This window comes from Bacillus sp. I-2, from assembly GCF_001974945.1.
Classification (GTDB): Bacteria; Bacillota; Bacilli; order Bacillales; family Bacillaceae; genus Bacillus; species Bacillus safensis.
Genome location: NZ_LZRW01000032.1, coordinates 305,381 through 326,534, shown reverse-complemented (window position 1 = coordinate 326,534; position 21,154 = coordinate 305,381). Strand labels below are relative to the sequence as shown.

23 protein-coding genes and 1 other annotated feature are annotated in these 21,154 nt (G+C 42.6%); of the genes, 5 read left to right on the top strand and 18 right to left on the bottom strand.

Annotation, left to right across the window (positions count from 1 at the left end; all coding sequences use genetic code 11):
• Positions 1-165: 165 nt before the first annotated feature.
• A complete protein-coding gene (locus BAE31_RS10665) occupies positions 166-513 on the top strand; it encodes an Ig-like domain-containing protein (RefSeq protein WP_046311893.1) in 348 nt (115 codons plus the stop codon).
• Positions 514-565: 52 nt separating this feature from the next.
• Here BAE31_RS10665 and udk read toward each other — a convergent pair whose 3' ends face one another.
• The 13 genes from udk to BAE31_RS10600 form a co-directional block, all read right to left on the bottom strand.
• Positions 566-1,198, bottom strand: a complete 633-nt coding sequence (gene udk / locus BAE31_RS10660) for a uridine kinase (RefSeq protein WP_024423106.1) — start codon at positions 1,196-1,198, stop codon at positions 566-568.
• Between the two features lie 7 nt (positions 1,199-1,205).
• Positions 1,206-2,474, bottom strand: a complete 1,269-nt coding sequence (locus BAE31_RS10655) for a peptidase U32 family protein (protein ID WP_024423107.1) — start codon at positions 2,472-2,474, stop codon at positions 1,206-1,208.
• A gap of 20 nt (positions 2,475-2,494) precedes the next feature.
• The gene (locus tag BAE31_RS10650; RefSeq protein WP_024427876.1) at positions 2,495-3,424 is read right to left on the bottom strand and encodes a peptidase U32 family protein; all 930 of its coding nucleotides are present in this window, start codon (positions 3,422-3,424) and stop codon (positions 2,495-2,497) included.
• The gene (locus BAE31_RS10645) at positions 3,421-4,086 is read right to left on the bottom strand and encodes an O-methyltransferase (protein ID WP_039180249.1); all 666 of its coding nucleotides are present in this window, start codon (positions 4,084-4,086) and stop codon (positions 3,421-3,423) included. The genes BAE31_RS10650 and BAE31_RS10645 overlap by 4 nt, the downstream gene beginning before the upstream one ends.
• A 211-nt stretch (positions 4,087-4,297) precedes the next feature.
• The gene (gene mltG, locus BAE31_RS10640) at positions 4,298-5,380 is read right to left on the bottom strand and encodes an endolytic transglycosylase MltG (protein WP_041107019.1); all 1,083 of its coding nucleotides are present in this window, start codon (positions 5,378-5,380) and stop codon (positions 4,298-4,300) included.
• A 73-nt stretch (positions 5,381-5,453) separates the two neighbouring features.
• The gene (locus BAE31_RS10635) at positions 5,454-6,542 is read right to left on the bottom strand and encodes an acetyl-CoA C-acyltransferase (RefSeq protein WP_076840411.1); all 1,089 of its coding nucleotides are present in this window, start codon (positions 6,540-6,542) and stop codon (positions 5,454-5,456) included.
• Positions 6,530-7,954: an acyl-CoA synthetase gene (locus BAE31_RS10630; protein ID WP_481747481.1), complete on the bottom strand. Its 1,425-nt coding sequence runs from the start codon at positions 7,952-7,954 to the stop codon at positions 6,530-6,532. Before BAE31_RS10630 ends, BAE31_RS10635 begins: the two co-directional genes overlap by 13 nt.
• 35 nt (positions 7,955-7,989) lie before the next feature.
• Positions 7,990-8,556 carry a biotin transporter BioY gene (locus tag BAE31_RS10625; RefSeq protein ID WP_076840409.1) on the bottom strand — a complete coding sequence of 189 codons (567 nt, stop codon included), beginning with the start codon at positions 8,554-8,556 and terminating at the stop codon, positions 7,990-7,992.
• A 154-nt stretch (positions 8,557-8,710) separates the two neighbouring features.
• The gene (locus BAE31_RS10620; protein ID WP_024423112.1) at positions 8,711-8,992 is read right to left on the bottom strand and encodes a DUF1292 domain-containing protein; all 282 of its coding nucleotides are present in this window, start codon (positions 8,990-8,992) and stop codon (positions 8,711-8,713) included.
• Positions 8,993-9,007: 15 nt separating this feature from the next.
• Positions 9,008-9,424 (bottom strand): Holliday junction resolvase RuvX, encoded by a 417-nt coding sequence (ruvX, locus tag BAE31_RS10615; protein ID WP_024427871.1) that lies wholly within the window; start codon positions 9,422-9,424, stop codon positions 9,008-9,010.
• Positions 9,425-9,427: 3 nt separating this feature from the next.
• Positions 9,428-9,694: an IreB family regulatory phosphoprotein gene (locus tag BAE31_RS10610; protein ID WP_008358522.1), complete on the bottom strand. Its 267-nt coding sequence runs from the start codon at positions 9,692-9,694 to the stop codon at positions 9,428-9,430.
• A gap of 89 nt (positions 9,695-9,783) precedes the next feature.
• A complete protein-coding gene (gene alaS, locus BAE31_RS10605) occupies positions 9,784-12,420 on the bottom strand; it encodes an alanine--tRNA ligase (RefSeq protein WP_041107027.1) in 2,637 nt (878 codons plus the stop codon).
• An 80-nt stretch (positions 12,421-12,500) separates the two neighbouring features.
• Positions 12,501-12,708: a binding site (T-box leader), on the bottom strand.
• Positions 12,709-12,752: 44 nt separating this feature from the next.
• On the bottom strand, positions 12,753-13,817 hold the full coding sequence (locus BAE31_RS10600) for an AI-2E family transporter (RefSeq protein WP_024423115.1): 1,065 nt from the start codon (positions 13,815-13,817) through the stop codon (positions 12,753-12,755).
• A gap of 230 nt (positions 13,818-14,047) precedes the next feature.
• Here BAE31_RS10600 and BAE31_RS10595 point away from each other — a divergent pair, with 230 nt between their 5' ends.
• From BAE31_RS10595 to BAE31_RS10580, 4 genes are all read left to right on the top strand, one after another.
• On the top strand, positions 14,048-14,776 hold the full coding sequence (locus tag BAE31_RS10595) for an amino acid ABC transporter ATP-binding protein (protein WP_076840408.1): 729 nt from the start codon (positions 14,048-14,050) through the stop codon (positions 14,774-14,776).
• A gap of 13 nt (positions 14,777-14,789) precedes the next feature.
• Positions 14,790-15,599 carry a transporter substrate-binding domain-containing protein gene (locus tag BAE31_RS10590; protein WP_075622138.1) on the top strand — a complete coding sequence of 270 codons (810 nt, stop codon included), beginning with the start codon at positions 14,790-14,792 and terminating at the stop codon, positions 15,597-15,599.
• Positions 15,600-15,677: 78 nt separating this feature from the next.
• Entirely contained in the window at positions 15,678-16,331 is a 654-nt protein-coding gene (locus BAE31_RS10585) for an amino acid ABC transporter permease (protein ID WP_024423118.1), read from the top strand.
• Positions 16,332-16,346: 15 nt separating this feature from the next.
• Complete coding sequence (locus BAE31_RS10580; RefSeq protein ID WP_024427867.1) at positions 16,347-16,997, top strand: amino acid ABC transporter permease; 651 nt, start codon at positions 16,347-16,349, stop codon at positions 16,995-16,997.
• Positions 16,998-17,100: 103 nt separating this feature from the next.
• On the opposite strand, the gene BAE31_RS10575 is transcribed toward BAE31_RS10580, so the two are convergent.
• The 5 genes from BAE31_RS10575 to BAE31_RS10555 all read right to left on the bottom strand — a co-directional run bounded on the left by BAE31_RS10575 (position 17,101) and on the right by BAE31_RS10555 (position 21,107).
• Positions 17,101-17,232, bottom strand: coding sequence for a YrzQ family protein (locus BAE31_RS10575; protein WP_003216198.1), 132 nt, complete (start codon positions 17,230-17,232; stop codon positions 17,101-17,103).
• Between the two features lie 20 nt (positions 17,233-17,252).
• Complete coding sequence (locus tag BAE31_RS10570; protein ID WP_003216308.1) at positions 17,253-17,444, bottom strand: hypothetical protein; 192 nt, start codon at positions 17,442-17,444, stop codon at positions 17,253-17,255.
• Positions 17,445-17,457: 13 nt separating this feature from the next.
• Positions 17,458-17,976 (bottom strand): PRC-barrel domain-containing protein, encoded by a 519-nt coding sequence (locus BAE31_RS10565; RefSeq protein ID WP_083703994.1) that lies wholly within the window; start codon positions 17,974-17,976, stop codon positions 17,458-17,460.
• Positions 17,977-18,049: 73 nt separating this feature from the next.
• Positions 18,050-20,434, bottom strand: a complete 2,385-nt coding sequence (gene recD2 / locus BAE31_RS10560; protein ID WP_075622137.1) for an SF1B family DNA helicase RecD2 — start codon at positions 20,432-20,434, stop codon at positions 18,050-18,052.
• A 19-nt stretch (positions 20,435-20,453) separates the two neighbouring features.
• The gene (locus tag BAE31_RS10555) at positions 20,454-21,107 is read right to left on the bottom strand and encodes a tetratricopeptide repeat protein (RefSeq protein WP_076840407.1); all 654 of its coding nucleotides are present in this window, start codon (positions 21,105-21,107) and stop codon (positions 20,454-20,456) included.
• Positions 21,108-21,154: the final 47 nt, after the last annotated feature.

Genomic DNA, 21,154 nt, shown 5'->3' with positions numbered 1-21,154 from the left:
TTCTTTTCTTCATTGTTTTCTTATCATATCAAACCCTCAAGATTCTTCCGAGAATACCGCTTTAATAAACGTTCACACATTATTAAAAAATATTGACAAGGAAATATTTGGTTTTTGTTGAATTTCATCAATGCAAGACCAAATACATGCTAGGGAGTGTTTTAAATGAACATGAAGAAAACAATTGTCTCTGTTCTATCCATCTCTACCTTATCTTTTTCACTAATGGGCATGGCTTCAGCCAAAGAAACAGCGGATTTCACAGTCAATAGCTGCTCCTCGGGATTTAAAACATTAGATGTAATTTCGATTCAAAATTACGATTTACCTATGAGAGTTGGTGAGCAATGCTCAGTCTATAATGCTGCAGCAACACGTTATTGGACAGATAACCAGAGTGTTGCTTCTGTAAGCTCTAGTGGGCTAGTGACCGCTCATTCACGTGGCGATGCCACTATCACTCTTTATAAAGGAACGTCTGTCTTAGGACAAGTTTTTGTGAGAGTTTGGTAAGATGATGCTGAAAAGACCTTTACACTGTAAAGGTCTTTTTCTTCTCCACCATTTACTCTGCTCGGTTTTGAAGAATCGTTTGAATTTTTGTCACCATTAAGTCGATCGCCACATGGTTTTGGCCGCCTTCTGGGATGATGATATCGGCGTATCGCTTTGTCGGTTCAATGAATTGATTATGCATCGGTCTGACAACAGATACATATTGTTCAATCACAGAATCGATCGACCGGCCTCTTTCTTTCGTATCGCGTAAAATGCGGCGAATGATGCGAAGGTCTGCATCTGTATCAACATACAGTTTAATATCCATTAAGTCTCTCAAACGTTCGTCTTCGAGCGCAAAGATACCTTCAACGATAATGACATCCTTCGGCTCAACATGAACCGTCTCTTCTGAACGTGTGTTTAGTTTAAAATCGTATATTGGTTTTTCAATGGATTCGTATCTTAGGAGCTGTTCCAAATGCTCAAACATCAGGTCATTGTCGAATGCAAGCGGATGATCATAGTTCGTGAGCAGGCGCTCTTCAAATGGCATATGACTTTGATTTTTGTAATATAAGTCTTGCTGAAGCATGAGGATGGAATGTCCTTTAAATTTTTCATAGATTGAATTGGTGACGCTCGTTTTACCTGAACCTGAGCCGCCAGCAATACCAATGACAACTGGTTTACTCCTCATGTGGCTGTTATTTCCCCTTTCTCATCATGTTGCTAGGGTATACTTTTTGATCAAGCTTGAATTTGACGATTTGCAGCGGATGACGAGCAGCATCTAGTTCATTTCCTTTTTCATCCCAAATCGTTTCAATTTTGCATGTGAAATTCTCAATTTCTGGTCCGAAGAATTCGACTTCGTCGCCTTGCTTAAAGAAGTTACGCTGCTGCAATGTCACGATTTGTTCTTTTTCATCATAATGAAGAACAAGACCTGCGAAATCAAATGTCGTTTTCTTTCCATGAATGCCAAACATTTGTTCATCCGTTCCTGGTACGCCTTCGAAAAAGGCTGGTGCTGTGTCACGGTTTGCGCATTTATCTAATTCATCTAACCATTCCTGCTGAATGACAAAATTGTCTGGATCAGCACAATACGCATCAATGACTTTGCGGTATACACTTACAACAGTGGCAACATAATGAATGGATTTCATCCGTCCTTCGATTTTTAAGCTGTCAATTCCCATTTCGATCATTTGAGGAATGGATTCAACAAGCTTCAAATCTTTTGGACTCATTGCAAATGGCGCATCTTCCTCACCAAATAAAGGCGCTTCCTCAGAACCTTCTAGTTTATAAAGATCATAATCCCAGCGGCAGGACTGGCAGCAGCCTCCGCGGTTAGAATCTCTTGCTGTCATATGGTTACTGAGCACGCAGCGGCCAGAGTATGCGATACACATCGCACCGTGAATGAATGTTTCGATTTCAATATCGACCTTTTCTTTCATTTCTCTAATTTCTAGCGCACTAGTTTCACGTGCGAGCACCACACGCTCAAGCCCTTCTTCCTTCCAAAACTGAACTGCTTTCCAATTTGAAAGAGATTGCTGTGTGCTTAAATGGACTTCAAGCTTCGGTGCAACACGTTTACACGTTTCAATGATCAATGGATCAGCTACGATAATACCTGCAACTCCAGCGCCTTCAATCCCTTGAAGGTATTCCTCCAGTCCGTCCATGTTTTCATTGTGGGCGAAGATATTTGTTGTCACATAAATGCGTGCGCCATATTTGTTTGCAAATGCGACGCCTTCTGCCATTTCTTCAATTGAAAAGTTATCTGCATTTGAGCGAAGTCCAAATTCTTTCCCGCCAATAAAAACAGCGTCAGCTCCATAATGTACAGCAATTTTCAGTTTTTCCAAGTTTCCTGCGGGTGCAAGCAGTTCTGGTTTTTTTGTAATGACACGTTTCCCATCAATCATTTCAGAAATACCATCTTTCAATAATGCCATTTCCTCTGCCTCCTCTTATCTTAATAAACCGTTTCTTTAAAGAAGAACCCTGTATCAATCGAACGATTCACTGGCTGAATCTCTTCAATCCGCTTCACCCAGTCCTCTTTCTGATCTTCATACGCGTCTTTGTCAGTCGTTAGCAAATCAATTGCTTTTCTATAAAGTGATGTCACCTCTGTCATATAAGAAAGTGACTTTAAAATTCCGTCAATTTTAAATGAGTCAATGCCTGCGTCAACAAACTCTTCTAATTCGTCAATCATACACACATCATTTGGACTCATAATATGTGTTCCGTTTGCATCCTCGAAAATAGGATATTTGTTTTGACGCTCTTGGTCATGCAGGAATAGCCCTTCCTCCATGTTTCTGCCTACGACATCCATTTGTTTGCCTTGGTATTCAAAGTAGTTGCCGATGAGCGTACGTTTCGATTGAAACATACATGTCATGCCATGGACTTGAATTTCAATCTCCACCTCAGCATTTTCTTTGATGTCGATCACACTGTCCATATTCAGCTCTTTTGCAAGAACAGCACGCGATGCGCCTTTTCTGCCCCAGTAGTTACAAGTGTAATAGTTTGTCCCAGTCGTTTCTGTACTCCAGTGAAGATTCAGGTTCACTCCTGTTTCCTTTGCTGCCATGATCACAGCTGGGTCTCCAAAGACGACGCCGTCCACGTTTAATGAATCGAGAAAGGTTAAATAATCTCCAAGCAGCTGCACGCGGTCATTATGAAAAATCGCATTCATCGCTACATACACTTTTTTGTGATGGGCATGTGCAAGCAGAGCCGTTTGTTTCACATCTTCTCTTGAAAACTCACCTGCAAGACGAATACCGTATGTTTGTTCGCCTATTAAGAATGCATCAGCTCCTGCCTCAATTAATGGCAGTACGTCTGACACGCTGCTTGGCGTCACAAGCAATTCTGGTTTCTTCATGATTGGTCACCTCTTTTTGTACTAATGGCGATCCCGTCTCCAACTGGAATAATGCACGTTTGGAAATCAGGGTTTGACATGAGCCATTGATTGTATCGATCAATTTTTCCAATTAATTGTTTTTTTCGTTTATCTTCAATTTCTTCTTCATAATTCGTTGCCACTAAGCCTTTAAATAATACATTGTCTGTGATAATCATTCCGTCATGAGCGAGCATCGGTTCAAACAATTCAAAAAAACGCTTGTACTGCCCTTTTGCGGCATCAATAAAGATCACATCATAGGGCGCCATCGTTTGGACCGTTTTAGCCGATTCCATCGCATCACCAAAAAACACGTGTATTCTTTCTTTTAACTTTAATTCCTCAATGTTCCGTGTCGCTTCTTCATAGCGTTTTGCATTTCGCTCAATCGTATAAATCTCAGCATCTGGAAGAGCTGTTGCCATTCGAATGGCGGAATAGCCAATCGCTGTCCCAACCTCAAGAATTTTTTTCGGCTTTTTCATCGAAAGCAGCTGCAGTAAAAGCTCAATGCTCACCTTTTCCATAATTGGCACATGATGCTCTTTTGCATAGATCTCTAATTGAGCGATTGCATCTGGACTTGGGTGAATTAAATGTTCAATATAATCATTTATTCGATCATCTTCGATAGTCATTATCTGTCTAGCTCCTTCATGACCTGAAAAAGAAGAGTCCTGCCTATTGCAGCTCTCTTTCTCGTCAATCTTTCGTTCATCTAAGTAAAAACAACCCGATATATTTTACCACAAAGAAGTGGCAATTGCGAACCTATAAAATGGATATTCCAACGAAAAAAACTGCAGGCAATCTCGTGTTGTCTACAGTCTTTTTCGATTCACTTGTACATTAATTGCTGCCTGTGATGTATTTCGCTTTTGCTTTATTATGCTCATTTAACGTTTTCGTAAATATGACCTCTCCATTTTTCTTCGCAAGGAAGTAAACGTAATCCGTTTTCTCTGGATGCAGAGCGGCTTTCCAGGAGGATTCACCAGCATTTGCAATAGGTCCAGGCGGCAGCCCTTTGTTGTTATACGTGTTATAAGGAGATTTCACTTTTAGGTCTTTGTAATACACGCGGGATTTATGCTCACCAAGTGCATAAAGAACGGTTGGGTCAGTTTGAAGCGGCATGTCCTTTTTCAACCGGTTATAGAATACACTTGAGATTTTTGCCCGATCTGTCTTTTCAGTTGCTTCCATTTCAATCAGTGATGCCATCGTTAACACATCATGTATGGACATGTTTCTCTTTTTCATGTCTTTTTCATACGTTTTCACGTATTGATCTGTTTGTTTAATCATCGTTTCAATGATCGTTTCGAGCGATTCATCCTCACGATAAAATGGATACGTAGCAGGGAATAAATAACCCTCCAACGGATGTTTCACCTGTTTTCCATTCACCTGTGATGTCACGGTTTTCGGATATTTTTTCATTAACGTTTGAATAAAATCAGGATCATCCAGCTTCGCTTCAACTTCCTTCGCTGAAAAATTCGTCTGATTTGCAATAATGGCTGCAATATCAGACAGCTGTCTTCCCTCTGGAATCACAAGCTGAAAGGCGTAATCTGTCCCGCCAGATGTCAGCTTTTTGATCAGCGTGTCTGCGTCCATTGTTTGTTTTAAATGAAAATATCCCGCTTTAAAGCCGGACGCCTTTTTGTATTTTGCATAATAAGTAAAAATCGTGTCATTCGAAATGAGCCCATTTTCTTTTAAAATGCCCGCAATTTCGCGGACAGATGTCCCATTTGGAATATGAATATTAATGGTTTGTTTGCTTTTTTGATCGACCGGTCCGAGTGCTGATTTAACATATAAAAAGCCTGATAATGCTGCAATGATGATGACAGCAAGGACAGATAACAGGACGATCCCCATTTTTCTTTTGAAGAATGGTCGTTTCTTTTGTTCTGAAAACATGCATGGCCCTCCTCACATCTAGCTTTTATAGTACATGATTCGACGGAGTTCGGCAATTCCTTGCTTATGCATGTCATGACAGAACTTGACATAACACGGCTAAACCAATGCCGCCACCACTTCCAATAACAGCCATGACATAGCTTCCATTCGGTAAGGTGCGCGCTTCATAAAATAATCTCACCATCATAGCAGCTCCTGACGCGCTGTAAGGATGCCCAAGGCAAAGTGCACCGCCTCTTCTATTGATCCGGTCATATGGTATCCCCAGCGTCCGGGCAATAAGTGCAGCTTTCAGCGCAAACGCTTCATTGATTTCAAATAGCGCCACTTCCTCTGCCTTGATGTTCTCTTGATGTAAAAGCTTCTTGATCGCATCAATTGGTGAAGCAGCTGGAAAATGAGGATGTATCGCTGTCACAGCACTTCCGGCATACCGTAGCATCGCCTTATATCCACTTGCTTCCGCTAGCGATCTTTCCATCACAGCGACGGCGGCTGCTCCGTCTGCTTCCTTACAGCTATTGGCGGCGGTCACAGTTCCTTTTCCCGGTAAAAATACAGGCTTTGCCCGCTTGATCAGCTTTGCCATCGGTCTTATTTTAGCAGCCGCTTCATCTATGTTCATCCCGTCAATCGAAACGATTTCTTCTGAATATGTACCATGTGTGAATGCCGCTAAACTTCTTTCCCAGCTTAAAAGGGCATAGTCATCTTGTTCTTTTCTCGTGACAGAAAATGCCGACGCGGTCAGCTCTGCTGCTTCTCCCATATGCGGATCTCCTATCCACTCCGGTGAAAAGCGGGCTCTCTCTTTCATTGGTGATCTGGAAATGCTCTCAGTCCCGCCAGCGATATACATCGTGCCCTCCCCCGATTGAACCATGACGCAAGCTGTTCGGATCGCTTCAAGACCAGAGGCACACTGCCTGTCAATCGTCATACCAGGAACATGTAAAGGAAGACCTGCTTCTAATGAGGACAGACGGGCTATATTTCCACCGCCTCCGACGACATTGCCTAATATGACATCATTCGGCGCCCTCATCTGAGACAAATGCCGAATAAGGGGAGCGGCTAATTGCTCTGGGCGATAATTCTTCAGCATCCCATTTTTGTCACCGAAGGGTGTTCGTTTTGCTTGTACGATCACTGCTTGCATGACAATTGCTCCTCCGCCCACTTTTTCATGCTCGCGCGGGCTATTTTTCCGCCGGATGTTTCAATCATTTGATCAATCACAAGCCATTTTTTTGGTACCTTGTAGGCCGCCAGCTTTTCTTTAACAGCTTGTCGAACCGCCTTTATTTGCTGCACTTGCTCCAGTATGGCAACAGGGATTTCACCCCAATATGGGTCAGGAACGCCAACCACAATCGACCGTTTTACCTCTGGCTGTTCATTTAGCACACGCTCAATTTCCTCTGGGAAAATATTCAGTCCTCCATAGACAATCATGCCATTCTCACGGCCGCTCATATACAGATAACCGTCTTCATCCAGCCATCCCATATCGTAAACTGTCAGCCACTCCTCCGGCGGTTTCTGCTCATGTAAGTAACCTGAAAAAGTCATTGGGCTCTTTACATAAATCCTCCCTGTTTCATTTGGCTGACAGACAGATTGATCGGGCCGCCTTACTTCTACTTGAATGGAGGAGAAAGGCCGTCCAACAGAAGAAGGTTTTTGCAAAAAGTCATTTGAAGACAAATAAGAGACAAAACTTAACTCTGATGTGCCATAAAAATCAAAAAAAGTGACATGTGGATAGTTGGTGACGAGCTGTTCTTTTGAAGAGCTGCTCCAATCTGCTCCCGATGACATGACAAGAAGCGGATTGTCCCCTCTAAAAGCATCGATTTGCAGTAACGTTTCTGTCATTGTTGGGACGGTATACATAACAGTGATATCACCTGTCTCTAAGGCTTTCTTCGCTTTTACTGGCACAAATTTTTCTAAAAGCGTCACTGTGCCGCCAAAGTATAATGTACTGATGGCACCATATAAAAAGTGAGAGGATAAGAGTGTACCTAATATAAGAGCATGATCTTGATGAGTGATTCCAAATGAAGCGGCAGTCATTCGAAAGCTCTCGATCCATGAATGCTGACGCCTAATAAAGGCTTTCGGTGAGCCCGTTGATCCTGACGTAAATCCCATATAAAAGACAGGATCTTTCTCGGTATCGCAGCTGTTATATGGACTGTCTGTGAGAAGGCTCATTCTTTCCTTCCATTCAGATAAAGAAAGAAGCGGCATGTCCACGCTTCCCTGTTCAAATCTCTTTATCAATCGATCCTCTATAATGGCGAGATCCGCCTCACTTAACAAGAGCTTTTCGACACATTCTTCATGACTCCATCTCGGATCAAGCGGAACGGCTGTCCACCCTGCACATGCAGCGCCCGCAAATATTTGCAAAAAAGAAGCACCATTTGATAATAAAAAAGCGATTCTTTTTTGCTGATGAGCCGTTCCTTGTAACCACTGCGCTGATCTCTGCACACGTTCATACCAATCTTGATATGTAATGCTTTCTTGCTCATCTATGATGGCAATCTGATCTGGTTTCATTTCTGCATGTACTGCATAGCTTTCCGTTATTCTGTTCAAACTGCACGCCTCCCTTTATGCAGATCCCTTTTTCGATATGACATGGCCTGTATGATTTTGACCGTAAAGACAGCACACATTCCCGCTTTGATGAGATCACCTGGAAGATAAATCAAACTAAGGAAAGCGGCCTGCGAGACCTTAATATGCATCATCATGGCTTGAAAGGGGATGCCGCACATATACAAAATCACAATACTGCAAACCGCATAGATCACAAAAAGACGCAGTGCGGTTACTTTTTTCAGCCAGTTCACCCATAAGCTGATCATGAAGGCAGCAACAGGATAAGCAAGAAGAAAACCACCGCTTGGACCAAAAAAGACCCCTATCCCGCCTCTCCCGCCTGACAAAAGAGGTGCGCCTGCTGCCACAACCAAAAGAAAAAGACATAAACTGATCAGTGCTTGTTTTGGCTTTAACAGCCCCCCAGCAAGCAAAAGACCTGCGGTTTGCAATGTAATCGGTACAGGTGTAAATGTAAGTAAAATCGGCGGGATCAAGCCTAACATCCCGATGACCGCTGTCATTAACGCTATTTGCATCATATCTTGTATTTTCAATCTCCATGCCCCTCACTCAATTTATTGTTAAAAACAGAGTAAAAGGTACAATTCATTATGTCAACATAAAATAAAATTAAGTTAACATAATGAACGTAAAAAAAGACCTGTGAAGAAAGATCAAGAAGATCTGTTCACAGGCCTTTTATTTGTTCTATTCTTCGTCTTCTTGATCTAAGAACGTATTTAACGTTTCTTCAATCATGTCCCATTCTTCATCCGTTTCAATCGGCTCTAGCTCGCCATCTTCACCGTCTTCGTTCGGTGTAAAGCTTGATGCATGAATTTCAATTTCCTCATTGTCTTGTTCAGAAATTGGGTAGTAAAGGACATAAGATTTGTTAAAATGGTCGCTTTCAAAAGTAAATAGTACTTCGCAAAGCTGTTCATTTCCATTATCATCAACGATTGTAATTTGCTTTTCTCCGTGTTCCATTTGATTCACCTCATTTTAATTTAAGCTGTCTAAATATCCTTGCAGGATCATGACAGCCGCCATTTTATCAATGACTTTTTTACGCTTTTGTCTGCTCACATCTGCAGAGATGAGCATTTTTTCCGCTGCCATTGTCGACAGACGCTCGTCCCAAAGCACAACAGGAACATTGTACGTGTTTTCTAGCACTTTCGCAAATGATTGGCTGGCTTCGCCTCTAGGACCGACCGTACCGTTCATATTTTTTGGAAAGCCAAGTACAATTTTATCCGCTCCAAATTCTGCAACGATCTCAGACAGGCGGCTGAGACCAAAGTCTCCGCCTGCTTCATCAATTTTAATTGTTTCAATCCCTTGCGCTGTCCATCCCATTTCATCACTGATCGCAACACCAAGGGTTTTCGTGCCTAAATCTAAGCCCAAAATTCTCATGTTTTACGCCTCTTTATGTGTCTCTAAGTACGATTTAACCAATTCCTCAATTAATTCGTCTCGTTCTAGTTTACGAATTAGGTTGCGTGCATCCTGATGTCTTGGAATATAAGCAGGGTCGCCTGACAGCAAGTATCCGACAATTTGATTGATCGGGTTGTATCCTTTTTCTTGGAGTGCGTCATGAACTGTAATGAGCACTTCATTCACATTGGTTTCAGCTGAATCATCAGAGAAGTTAAACTTCATTGTCTTATCAAATGAACTCACTGCTTCTTGCACCTCTCTTCCAACATTCTACTAGCAAGCTTTTTTCTAACCGCTCATCTAATACCATTATTCTACACTACATTGCCTGATTATAAAACGGATTTGACAGATTCTTCGACAGTTGCCAGTGCTTCTTCAAGCTTTTCTGGTTGTTTTCCGCCTGCTTGAGCCATGTCTGGACGTCCGCCTCCGCCTCCGCCGCAGATTTCAGCTGCCTGCTTCACAAGCTTCCCTGCATGCAGACCTTTTTCGATCACGTCTTTTGTTACTCCTGCTGAAATGTTTACTTTTCCGTTTTGAACGGCTCCCAGGACGATGACAGCTGATCCTAATTTAGCTTTTAAGTCATCAACCATTGTTCTTAAATGGTTCATGTCTTTAGCATTTACTTTTTCAGTTAATACTTTCACTCCGCCAACTTCTGTCACTTTCTCTAAAATAGAGCCTGCTTCTGCTTGGCTTAATTTCGCAAGAAGAGATTCGTTTTCTCTTTGAGCCTCTTTTAAATCTGCCTGTAATGAAGCAATCCGTTTTGGTACATCCTTCGTATTTGACTTCAGCTCACTTGCTGCCTGTTCTAAAATCGCCAGCTGGTCATTTAATTCTTCATAAGCACCTTTACCAGTCACAGCTTCAATACGGCGTGTTCCAGCACCAATACCCGACTCAGATGCAATTTTAAACAAACCGATTTCCGCAGTGTTTTGCACGTGACAGCCGCCGCATAGCTCGATGCTGTAATCGCCCACTTGGACAACACGGACAATATCGCCATACTTCTCGCCAAAGAGCGCCATTGCCCCCATTTCTTTTGCTTCAGCAATTGGTTTCAGGTCAATGGCAACAGAGATGCCTTCCCAAATCTTTTCGTTCACGATTTTTTCAATTTGAGACAATTCTTCTTTCGTCACTTGTCCAAAATGAGAGAAATCAAAGCGAAGTCTGTTTTCATTTACCAATGACCCTGCTTGGTTCACGTGGCTGCCTAATACATCTTTCAGCGCCTGATGCAGAAGGTGTGTCGCTGTATGGTTTTTGACAATGCCTTTTCGAAGAGCTGATTCCACTTCAGCAGTGACCTCGAGACCTTTTTGAGCCGTACCGCTTACGACGACTCCTTCATGGACATGCTGACCGTTTGGCGCTTTTTTCACATCTTTGATCTCAATGATGGCTTCTGCACTTTTTAGTGTTCCTTTATCCGCTACTTGTCCGCCGCTTTCCGCATAGAATGGTGTTTCATCTAACAAGATTTGCACCGTGTCTCCTTCATGTGCTTCAGAGACAATTTCACCATTTTGAAGCAGTTCGACAATGCGAGTTTCCGCAGTTAAATTTTCGTATCCAACAAAGGTACTTTCCACTTTAATATCGCCTAAAGCGCCACCTTGAACCTGCATACTGCCGACATCTTGTCTCGCATTTCTTGCCCGTTCACGCTGCTTCTCCATTTCCGCTTGGAAGCCTTCTCGATCAACTGTCATGTTCTCATCTTCTGCGTATTCTTCTGTCAGCTCGACAGGGAATCCATACGTGTCATACAGTTTAAATACATCTTCACCTGAAATCTGTGAGCTGCCTTTGTCTCTTTCTTTTTTGATCACTTCTGACAAAATCGCTAACCCTTCATTCAGTGTTTCATGGAAACGTTCTTCTTCGTTTTTGATGACTTTCGCAATAAATTCTTCTTTTGCTTGTACATCTGGATAGAAATCCTTCATGATCTCAGCAACAACTGGCACTAGATCATACATAAACGGACGGTGGATATGGATCGTTTTTGCATAACGCACAGCGCGGCGCAGCAAACGTCTTAATACATATCCGCGGCCTTCATTGGAAGGAAGCGCACCGTCACTTACAGCAAAGGCAACTGTACGGATATGGTCAGCAATGACTTTAAATGCTGTATCTTTTTCCTTCGCCAAACCATAGCTTTCTCCAGAAATGGTTTCGACTGCACGAATAATCGGCATGAAAAGGTCTGTATCGAAGTTCGTTGGCACATTTTGAATGACAGATACCATTCGTTCAAGGCCCATCCCTGTATCAATGTTTTTCTTCGGCAGTGGAGTGTATGATCCATCTGGATTATGGTTGAATTCAGAGAAAACGAGATTCCATACTTCTAGATAACGCTCGTTTTCTCCGCCTGGATATAATTCTGGATCGTTCATGTCGTCACCGTATGATTCACCGCGGTCATAGAAAATTTCTGTATTCGGTCCGCTTGGGCCCTCGCCAATATCCCAGAAGTTTCCTTCAAGACGGATAATACGTTCTTCAGGCACACCAATTTTATCTCTCCAAAGAATATATGCTTCTTCGTCCTCTGGGTGGACTGTCACAGATAACAAATTCGGATCAAAGCCAATCCACTCTTCACTTGTGAGGAATTCCCACGCCCATTCAATGGCCTCTTCTTTAAAATAATCACCAATAGAGAAGTTGCCAAGCATTTCAAAGAACGTGTGATGGCGTGCTGTCTTCCCTACATTTTCAATATCATTCGTACGAATCGATTTTTGCGCGTTGCAAATACGTGGATTGTCAGGTACGACGCGGCCATCAAAGTATTTTTTTAATGTTGCCACCCCACTGTTGATCCATAAAAGCGTCGGATCGTCATGCGGTACAAGTGACGCACTTGGTTCTACAGCATGTCCTTTTTCTTTAAAAAAGTCTAAAAACATTTGACGTACTTGAGCTGAAGTTAAAGTTTTCATTCAAAAATCCTCCCTTTTCATTCATCAATCTCCACACAAACGAAAAAACACCCCGCCCTATGCAAGCACAAAACGACTTACACAGGGACGAGATGTTCTCGCGGTACCACCCTGATTATAGACACATTCGTCTATCACCTTCACATCCGATAACGCCGGAAGAGAGCGGCAGTGTTTATCTGCACTCGGGACTAGCTTCCGTTAAAGGTCTGATAAGGCTTTTCTCAGCAAATAAAGCCTCTCTCTGCAACAGCTTTTTAACGTACTCGGGTCCGTCATTGAATTTCAATATGTATGAATCGAAATTATTATAGACAACTCGGCTCGTCTTGTCAATGAACGCTTCGTCTCATCAGGATATATTGCACGATGATCACCCTGATAATCGCAGCTGCTGGTACGGCTAAAATCATTCCAATTAAGCCAAACAGCTCCCCTCCTGCAAGCAAGACAAGCATAATGACGACAGGATGCATATGAAGACTTCGCCCTACAATGATCGGGCTTAGGACATTGCTCTCTAAAAATTGCAGCACCGCTACTGTGATCAATACAATGATGACCGATTTCACTGAGATGGTAAACGCAATAAAGATGGCAGGAACTGCGCCAATTATCGGTCCAAAATACGGAATCACGTTCGTTGCTCCTATCAGCATGCCAAGAACGAGCGGATACGGGATATGAAAAAGCCAAAGCACAATGGCCGCTGCACCCCCGATTAAAGAACAGACAAGCAGCTGCCCTCGAATATAATCACCAAGCGATTCATCCACTGCTTTGACAAAGGCATGCCCCCTCTTCCTAAATGACGGCGGCGTTAAATACCATGCCGCCCGCTTCATCGTGTTCATGTCTTTTACCATATAAAAAACAAGAAAAGGGATGAGTGCTGCGACTAATGCGTAATCGAATAAAACTTTACAGCTAAGAATCATCCGCTCAGCGCTATTGGCTGCATATGTCTCCGATTGAACAATGAAGCGGTCCAAGCGGTCATGAAGTCCGTCAGGCCAGTGGCTCGTATGATGATGAATATGTGATAAAGCGCCATTATACGTTTCAGCGATAACAGGAATTTGTTCTGACAGCTCATTTAACTGTGCGATCATAACAGGCGCTCCTTTATATACCGCAAAACCAATCCCGCCAAAAAACAAGACATAGATGAGTAAGAGACTGACTGTTCTCGGCAGCCCTCGTGCATGCAGTCTTTCCACAATCGGATAAAGCAGATAAGAAATAAAAATAGCGATGAGAAGCGGAATGAGAACCGCCTTCAGCAATAAAAAAACAGGCATCCATAACTCGTCGAGCTGCAGTAAAATGAGCAAGGATGCAAGGACAAGCAGGACCCCTGCAGCATATATTAGAAATTGGATCGGACGTTTCTTCACCTTTTTCACCTCTTTTCTTATTGTTTAACCATCTTCTGCAATTATCCACGTAAATAAAATTTGTCCTAACTTTGTTAAAAATGAATACACATGAAACATACAGCTCCATCCAAAGTCACTGTTTGCTGTAATATCTCGTCAGAAAATATTCCATTATTTACTTCTTTTTACACAAGTTGTGCTAGAATCCACTTTAGCTTTAGCCAATGAAACACAAGAGGAGGTTCTTCATGATCACATTCGAAGAAGTCAACAAGCATTATGGCCAGTTCCATGTACTTAAGGACATGAACCTACATATTCAAAAAGGGGAGGTTGTTGTGATCATCGGTCCTTCAGGGTCTGGTAAAAGCACGATGCTCAGGTGTATCAATCGTCTTGAAAGCATTGATGCGGGAAAAGTTCTCGTCAACCAAGTGTCTGTTCAGCATCCGAAGACCAACATCAATCTTGTCAGGCAAAATATCGGAATGGTCTTTCAGCATTTTCACCTCTATCCGCATAAGACGGTGCTTGAAAACATTATGCTTGCGCCGATGAAGGTCAAAAAAGTGAGCAAGGAAGAAGCAAAGGAAACAGCTGAATTTTATTTAAATAAAGTCGGCATTCCTGAAAAGGCAGACACCTACCCTTCACGACTCTCGGGCGGACAGCAGCAGCGCGTTGCCATTGCAAGAGGGCTTGCGATGAAGCCGGAGGTGATGCTTTTTGACGAACCGACATCTGCACTTGATCCAGAGATGATCGGCGAGGTATTAGATGTGATGAAGCAGCTGGCTCGTGAAGGCATGACCATGGTTGTCGTCACGCATGAGATGGGCTTTGCCCGCGAAGTGGCTGACCGTATTGTCTTTATTGATGAAGGCAGAATTCTTGAAGAATCAACACCGGCTGCATTTTATGAAAAACCGCAAGAGAAACGTGCTCAATTATTTTTAAGCCGTATATTAAATCACTAGGGGGAATGGTTTGATGAAAAAAATGAAACGCTTTGGCCTGCTGCTCTTTATGACTTGCTGCATCGCCGCTTTGGCTGCTTGTGGATCTACTGAAAAAGGGTCAACTGATGCAAAACAAGGAAGTTCTTTAGAAGCCATTAAGAAAGACAAAAAAATCATTTTCGGTGTAAAAAATGACACACGTTTATTCGGTCTAAAAAATCCGAGCAGCGGTGATATTGAAGGATTTGATATTGACATGGCAAAAGCCATCACAAAGGAAATACTCGGCGATGAAGGAAAAGCAGAATTTAAGGAAGTGACATCTAAAACAAGAATTCCTTTGCTTCAAAAAGGGGATATCCATGCGATTGTTGCGACCATGACAATTACAGAAGAGCGTAAAAAAGAAGTCAATTTCTCAGATGTTTACTTTGAAGCAGGACAATCACTGCTTGTGAAAAAAGGAAGCGACATTCAATCCATTGATGATCTTAAAAAAGGAACGAAGGTGCTGGCCGTGAAAGGATCTACTTCTTCTCAAAATATCCGCGAGAAAGCACCTGAAGCATCCGTATTAGAATTTGAGAACTATCAGGAGGCTTTTACAGCATTAAAATCAAACCAAGGGCAAGTGCTGACAACTGATAATGCGATCTTATTTGGTATGGCAGATGAGGATTCAAATTATGAAGTGGTCGGCGGCACTTTTACCGATGAGCCTTATGGCATTGCTGTGAAAAAAGGAGATCAAGAATTAACAGATGCGATCAATAAAGCCTTAAAAACGTTAAAAGACAATGGAGAGTATGACAAGATTCTCAAAAAATGGATCAAAGAATAACATTTGATTCGTTTAAGATCAATGCCTCAGGTGAGCCGCTTAAAGGCTCCCCTGTTGATCAGGAAGGAAGTGAACTGATTGCTGCGGTTTTCCATTCTCACTGAAAATGTTCATCTTTATTTAGAAGGCTTTAAATATACCATTGGTGCAAGTGTCATTGCTCTGATTGGAAGCTTTTTGATCGGTACACTCATTGCCATTATGAGAATTGCGCCATTTAGGCCGCTCAACTGGTTCGGAACGGCTTATGTTGAATTTATTCGGAATATTCCGTTATTATTGATCACCTTTGTTTTCTTCTTTGGTTTACCTGTGCTGGGTATTGTAGCAGATGGCTTTACTGCTGGAACAATTGCTCTTGCCATTTATACGTCTGCCTTTATTGCTGAAGCCATTCGTGCAGGGATACAAGCTGTACCGCTTGGACAAATGGAAGCAGCCCGCGCCTCAGGTCTGTCATATGGCGGGACGATGCGGTATATCATTTTGCCGCAGGCGATTAAAATCGTCATTCCCCCTCTTGGGAATCAATTTATTAACCTTGTCAAAAACTCCTCGATTTTAGGAGTCATTGCAGGGTTTGATCTCATGTATCAAGGAGACCTCATTGCGTCTAGAACATTTGTAACGTTTGATGTCTACATCTTTGTTGCGATGTTCTATCTGCTATTAACCATTCCGCTCAGTCTAGGCGTCGGTTATTTAGAAAGAAGATTAGCAAGAAGCCACTAGAAAGGAGGAAACATCATGGATTTTATAGGTGCCTACCAGCCTGATCATCTCGCCTTTTTACTTGAAGGATTTGCTGTCACCTTAAAAGTGGCTTTTATCTCCATCATTTTGAGCTTTATCATTGGATTAGTCGTTGGTACATTACGGTTCGCTCAAATACCTGTTTTATCGAAGGTGCTTGCGGTAGTTGTAGAGACCATTCGAAACCTGCCGCTTTTGCTGATCATCTTTTTCACGTATTTTGCATTGCCTGAAATCGGCATCAAGCTAAGCATCACAGCCTCTGCCATTGCAGCTTTAACCGTGTTTGAATCCGCGATGCTGTCAGAAATTATTCGGAGCGGTCTTAAATCAATTGATAAGGGCCAGATTGAAGCAGCCAGATCTTCTGGTTTAACCTATATTCAAACACTGAAAATGATTATTATGCCGCAGGCTCTGCGCCGAATGGTGCCGCCAATTGTCAGTCAGTTCATATCTCTTTTGAAAGATACGTCGCTTGCCGTTGTCATTGCGCTTCCAGAATTATTACATCACGCTCAAATATTAAACGGTCAAAGCCAATCCTATTTACTGCCAATTTTCTTATTGGCAGCTATGATGTATTTTGTCGTCAATTTCAGCTTATCCATTCTTGCAAGACGATTAGAATACAGGCAGGCATAAAAAGGACATCCGCTCTTGGCGGATGCCTCAGCGTATAGACCAGTTTGCTATCACGATGAAAAAAACAAAGGGCTAAAATGAAGATCATTTTAGCCCTTTTTGTTTACATCATTCTCATAACACGTTTTCTTAGCTTTTTCATATCCCGCTTTGATGGCATATCATATCGGCTTGCAAAGTGATATGCGAGTGCACCTGCACCAAGCGTTAATAGTGAAGAAGTCATTTTGCCCATTCGAAATTCCCCCTTAACACTTATAGTTGAATTGAACGTTCATCGTCACTAAACAGATCATCTAAGCTGCTTAGTGTCCCGTCTTCCTCCACTTGGTGTGTAGATATTTTGCCTTTTGACAGCGTCAATTCAATAAAACAGCCCCAGCAATAATATTGATTGACCCCAATTTTTCCGATGTCTTTACATTTGCAATTTGGGCAAATGAGCATAATCAGCACCTCTTTACGTTCGGTCTAGAACCAGTGCTTCTTTTTGAACGTTCATCAAGGTTCCGGCAGCCTGCAGCTGTTTCCGAATCCCTGATAGCTCTGTAAAGAAGCCGTCCGAGAGTTCATATGCTACGATTGTGCCCGAATTTGAGCAAAAGTATACATCTTCTAAAATGCCTAAATTTTCACCATCAGGCGACTGCATCATTTTCTTTTTTAATTTCGAAAATAACAAGAATGGAGCAGAGGAATCCATGCCCACTCCCTCCTGGCAGCTCACATACAAACCTTTGTCTGTCAGCTGATCAAAAGCAGAAAATGGAACGAGTGCACAGTCTTTCTTTTTCCCCTCTAACACATATCCTCCGCAGCTGCCTCCGGCTAAAAAGCAAATATCTTTTATGGAACCAAGCGATTGGGACAGCTCACCTGCATAGATCGTCATTCCTTCAAGTTCTCGGCATGTTCTCAAAATGTGCTCAACCACCTTTTGCGGAACAGTCTTATCGTGTGCGTTTGATTCATGACTCATACGAAGAAATGGCTTCCATGAACGGAATAGGTGAAGTTCTTTTCACGCTAAAAGGCTTCCATATGGAAGCCTTCTACTCATGCATAAAATCAAATGGAGTGATTCCCTCCATGCCAATATTTGCGTCATGTACGCTAAATGGAAGCTCTTTTTGGAGCGCTTCAAGTTCTGCATCCATGATTTGTTCGGTTTGCACTAGCCGCATCGTTAAGGACGTTTGTCTAAGGGAATCCTCATTGTTTTTCACGCCCCACTCCAGCGCTGATTCCTCACCGCACAGTATTAAAAACTTTTTACTGCGTGTAATGGCTGTGTACAGCAGATTCCGCCGAAGCATTCGGTAATAGCTCCTCACGACTGGCAGCACAACAATCGGGAATTCACTTCCTTGTGATTTGTGAATAGAGCAGCAATAAGCATGGGTAAATTGATGAAAATCTTTTTTTGTAAAGGTGATTTCATTTCCATCAAAGGAGATCACAGCCATGTCTTCTTTTTCTGTATTTTCTTTTGCATAAAAAATCGAGACAATTTCACCGATATCGCCGTTAAAAATGTTGTTCTCCGGCTGATTCACAAGCTGAAGCACCTTATCACCTGTCCGGTACACCACATCACCAAACGGGATTTCCCTGCCCTTTGGTTTTTTAGGATTCAAAATGTGCTGCAGCATTTTGTTGAGCTCATTGATGCCTGCTTTTCCTTTATACATCGGTGCCAGCACTTGAATATCCTTTGCCGAAAACCCTTTTTGAGCAGCATTGCTGACAACTTTCTCAATGACTTCTTTCATTTGATCAGCTGAACACTGAATGAAGGACCGATCCTTTGAGCGTGCAGTGATATCCTTTGGCAGCACACCATTTTTCATATCATGTGCAAGTTCAACAATGGTTGAGCCGTCTGCCTGCCGGTAAATATCTGTCAAGGTAACAGCCGGCACGGCTTTTGAGGCAAGCAAATCCCGTAAAACTTGGCCTGGTCCGACAGATGGCAGCTGATGTTCATCCCCTACCATAATCACTTGGATATGATCAGGAATCGCTTTAAACAAATGATTCGCCAGCCAAATATCCAGCATACTTGATTCATCAATGATGACAAGCTTGCCTTCAATCGGCTGTTCCTCATCATGAGAGAAGCCCTCCGAACCATTCCAGCCTAGCAGCCGGTGAATGGTGACAGCTGGAAGCCCTGTTGATTCTGTCATCCGTTTGGCCGCCCGTCCAGTTGGTGCCGCAAGCACAAATGGGAAGGATTCATCTTTTTTATAATCACTTGGATCAAGAGATACACCGTGAAGATCACTGTAAAGCTCGACAATCCCTTTAATGACTGTTGTCTTCCCTGTTCCAGGCCCGCCTGTTAAAAGCAGCATAGGGGACATGAGTGCCTTTTGAATCGCTTCCTTTTGTGTCGGTGCATATTGGACGCCTAACCGCTCCTCCAGCTCGCCAAGTGCTAGCAGGAATTCTGATTCAGGAAATTGATCTGCATATTCTGTTTGGGAGACGATTTTTTGAATGCGTTTGGCGACACTTTGCTCCGCATAAAATAAGGATGGATGATAGCAGCGGTCATCTTCAATAATCATTTCTTTTCCTTCGCCAAGTGCAATGATCTGATTGGCAACATCCATTTCAGTCACTTTGTAATCATTGCCTGTTTGGTTGAGCAGCTTGCGGGTTTCGACGATCAAATCTTTCGTTTGTATGTACGTATGACCGTCCTGTAGACTGGCTGTCTCCACTGTATATAGCAAGGCTGCGCGAATCCGTTCTGGGTCATTTCCTGAGATGCCTGTTCTAGCGCCAAGCTCATCCGCCTTAATAAATCCGATCCCCTCAACATCCTTAACGAGCTGATAGGGATTTTCCTCTATTTTCTGCAGCGTTTCACTCTCGTATACTTGGTAAATCTTCATGCTGAGCTGCGGACCAAAGCCATACTGATTCAGGCTGATCATAATTTGTTCCAGCCCTTGATGCTCCTGAAGCGCTGCGGCCAGCTTATCCGCTTTCTTTTTTGATAAGCGCGGTACATCATACAAAACAGCTGGGTCACGCATAATCTTATGAAGCGTCTGATTGCCAAGCTGCCCCACGATTTCTTCAGCCGTCTTTTTGCCTATCCCCTCAAATAAATCACTTGAGAGATAATGAATGATGCCTTGCTTCGTTGTCGGTACTTCCTTTTGAAAATGAGTAGCCTGAAACTGTTCACCAAATTTCGGATGGCTTGTCACTTTGCCATAAAAGGTGTAGGTTTCCTCCTCATGAAGTGCTGGGAAGTAGCCTGTGACAGATGCTGTTTTTTCCTCTAAGTTTTCCGATGTTTCAATGACTTTTACCTTTAACACCGAGTATAAATTACTTTCATTATGGAAAATAACGGCTTGAATGATCCCCTTTAAAAACGGTTCGTCCTCAAGCTTCATTTGATCTGGATGTTCCTGCACAGGTCTTCCCTCCTTCCATCTATTCTGCCTCTTGAATCAGCTTTTGCGCATGTAGTGCCAGCATATGGTCAGGCTGCACGTCAATGGCTTTACCCAGCATCTCAAGTGCTTCGTCTTTTTTCTCTAAGTACGCATACGCAACCCCTAAATTATAAAAGGCATCTGCATGCTGCGGATCACGCGTGATGACTTCAGTAAAAGTTGTCACCGCTTCTTCCAGCATGTGTTCATTGGCTAAGCACATGCCAAATTGGAATCTTGCTTCATTATCTTCTTCGTTTAGTTCAACGGCTCGCTGAAGATACGGCATCGCAAGCTTTGGCTGCTCTAATTTGATGAGCGTCTGCCCGAGCATATAAAACAAATCACTATTTTCCATGCCGGCTTTTAGTGCTTGTTCAAAATAGTCTTTCGCTTTCATAAAGTCTTCTTTTAATGTATATACATTTCCTGCTCCATAATAGGCTGCAGCTGCGGTATGATCAAGTTCAATTGCTTTCTGAAAAAAGTTTAAAGCGCGTTCAAATTCATTGATACTTGAAAGTAAGTTCGCAAAGTTAATATATGGAACCGGGTCCTTCGGGCTTTCTTCGATCGCTTTTGTAAAAGCTTCAGCTGCTTTTTCGATATTCCCTTGATTCAAGGCTTCTATGCCGATTTCGTTATAATTCATTCGCTCTCTCATCCTTTCATTAAAAAACCTCAACAGCGACGTTGAGG

Coding starts and splice junctions, on each gene's coding strand:
- BAE31_RS10665 (WP_046311893.1), top strand. CDS start 166: ATGAACATGAAGAAAACAATTGTCTCTGTTCTATCCATCTCTACCTTA.
- udk (WP_024423106.1), bottom strand. CDS start 1,198: ATGAGGAGTAAACCAGTTGTCATTGGTATTGCTGGCGGCTCAGGTTCA.
- BAE31_RS10655 (WP_024423107.1), bottom strand. CDS start 2,474: ATGGCATTATTGAAAGATGGTATTTCTGAAATGATTGATGGGAAACGT.
- BAE31_RS10650 (WP_024427876.1), bottom strand. CDS start 3,424: ATGAAGAAACCAGAATTGCTTGTGACGCCAAGCAGCGTGTCAGACGTA.
- BAE31_RS10645 (WP_039180249.1), bottom strand. CDS start 4,086: ATGACTATCGAAGATGATCGAATAAATGATTATATTGAACATTTAATT.
- mltG (WP_041107019.1), bottom strand. CDS start 5,380: ATGTTTTCAGAACAAAAGAAACGACCATTCTTCAAAAGAAAAATGGGG.
- BAE31_RS10635 (WP_076840411.1), bottom strand. CDS start 6,542: ATGCAAGCAGTGATCGTACAAGCAAAACGAACACCCTTCGGTGACAAA.
- BAE31_RS10630 (WP_481747481.1), bottom strand. CDS start 7,954: ATGAAACCAGATCAGATTGCCATCATAGATGAGCAAGAAAGCATTACA.
- BAE31_RS10620 (WP_024423112.1), bottom strand. CDS start 8,992: ATGGAACACGGAGAAAAGCAAATTACAATCGTTGATGATAATGGAAAT.
- ruvX (WP_024427871.1), bottom strand. CDS start 9,424: ATGAGAATTTTGGGCTTAGATTTAGGCACGAAAACCCTTGGTGTTGCG.
- alaS (WP_041107027.1), bottom strand. CDS start 12,420: ATGAAAACTTTAACTTCAGCTCAAGTACGTCAAATGTTTTTAGACTTT.
- BAE31_RS10595 (WP_076840408.1), top strand. CDS start 14,048: ATGATCACATTCGAAGAAGTCAACAAGCATTATGGCCAGTTCCATGTA.
- BAE31_RS10590 (WP_075622138.1), top strand. CDS start 14,790: ATGAAAAAAATGAAACGCTTTGGCCTGCTGCTCTTTATGACTTGCTGC.
- BAE31_RS10580 (WP_024427867.1), top strand. CDS start 16,347: ATGGATTTTATAGGTGCCTACCAGCCTGATCATCTCGCCTTTTTACTT.
- BAE31_RS10575 (WP_003216198.1), bottom strand. CDS start 17,232: ATGGGCAAAATGACTTCTTCACTATTAACGCTTGGTGCAGGTGCACTC.
- BAE31_RS10570 (WP_003216308.1), bottom strand. CDS start 17,444: ATGCTCATTTGCCCAAATTGCAAATGTAAAGACATCGGAAAAATTGGG.
- BAE31_RS10565 (WP_083703994.1), bottom strand. CDS start 17,976: ATGAGTCATGAATCAAACGCACACGATAAGACTGTTCCGCAAAAGGTG.
- BAE31_RS10555 (WP_076840407.1), bottom strand. CDS start 21,107: ATGAATTATAACGAAATCGGCATAGAAGCCTTGAATCAAGGGAATATC.